Origin of the sequence: Streptomyces sp. AcH 505, from assembly GCF_000818175.1 — a bacterium.
GTDB lineage: Bacteria > Actinomycetota > Actinomycetes > Streptomycetales > Streptomycetaceae > Streptomyces.
This window is the reverse complement of the sequence record NZ_JTIY01000001.1, coordinates 2,861,739-2,862,958: the sequence shown is the minus strand read 5'-3', so window position 1 is coordinate 2,862,958 and position 1,220 is coordinate 2,861,739. Positions and strand designations below refer to the sequence as shown.

At 70.8% G+C, this 1,220-nt stretch carries 1 protein-coding gene; it reads left to right on the top strand.

What is annotated here, in order from left to right; genetic code table 11:
- Nucleotides 1-1,220: PTS transporter subunit EIIC (locus tag HY68_RS13160; RefSeq protein ID WP_063779638.1), on the top strand; the 1,220-nt coding region annotated here is incomplete at both ends.

The window sequence follows — 1,220 nt, the reverse complement described above, 5'->3', positions numbered from 1 at the left end:
GCCCCGGACGCCCCGGCGGCGCCCGCCGACGAGCTGGCGGCGCAGGGCGCGGCGTTGCGCGCGGAGCGCAAGGCCAAGAACGCCACCCCGTTCAAGCTGTTCCTGCGCCGGATCGCCAACATCTTCGTCCCGCTGATCCCCGCGCTCATCGGCTGCGGCATCATCACCGGGCTCAACGGTCTGCTGACCAACCTGCACTGGCTGCCCGGCGTCGTCCCGGCGCTCACCGCCGTCACGTCCGGCTTCATGTCGCTGATCGCGGTCTTCGTCGGCTACAACACGGCGAAGGAGTTCGGCGGCACCCCGGTCCTCGGCGGCGCGGTCGCCGCGATCATCGTCTTCCCCGGTGTCGCCAACATCGACGCGTTCGGCCAGAAGCTGGCCCCGGGCCAGGGCGGTGTGCTCGGCGCGCTCGGCGCCGCCGTCCTCGCCGTGTACGTGGAGAAGTGGTGCCGCAAGTGGGTGCCGGAGGCGCTGGACGTCCTGGTGACGCCCACCCTCACCGTGCTGGTCTCCGGACTCGTCACCATCTTCGGTCTGATGTACGTGGCCGGTGAGATCGCCACCGCGATCGGCGACTTCGCCAACTGGCTGCTGTCCAACGGCGGCGCGGGCGCCGGCTTCGTCCTCGGCGGGCTGTTCCTGCCGCTGGTGATGCTGGGCCTGCACCAGGCGCTGATCCCCATCCACACCACACTGATCGAGCAGCAGGGCTACACCGTGCTGCTGCCGATCCTCGCCATGGCCGGCGCGGGACAGGTCGGCGCGGCGATGGCGGTCTACTTCCGGCTCCCCCGCAACGGCTCGATCCGCCGGACCATCAAGTCGGCCCTCCCCGCCGGTTTCCTGGGCGTCGGCGAGCCGCTGATCTACGGTGTCTCGCTGCCGCTGGGCCGCCCGTTCATCACGGCCTGCGTCGGCGGCGCGTTCGGCGGCGGTTTCGTCGGGCTCTTCAACCAGCTCGGTGACGCGGTGGGCTCCACGGCGATCGGCCCGTCCGGCTGGGCACTGTTCCCGCTGCTCGACGGCAACAAGGGCATGGGCCAGATGATCGTGGTGTACGCGGGCGGGCTGCTCGTCGGCTACCTCGTGGGGTTCGTCGCCACGTACTACTTCGGCTTCACGAAGACCATGCTGACGGAGCTGAACGTCGAGACGGAGACCGATTCCCTCGCCGACGGCCTCACCCCGGCCGCCGCACCCGATGCCCCGGCGACGCC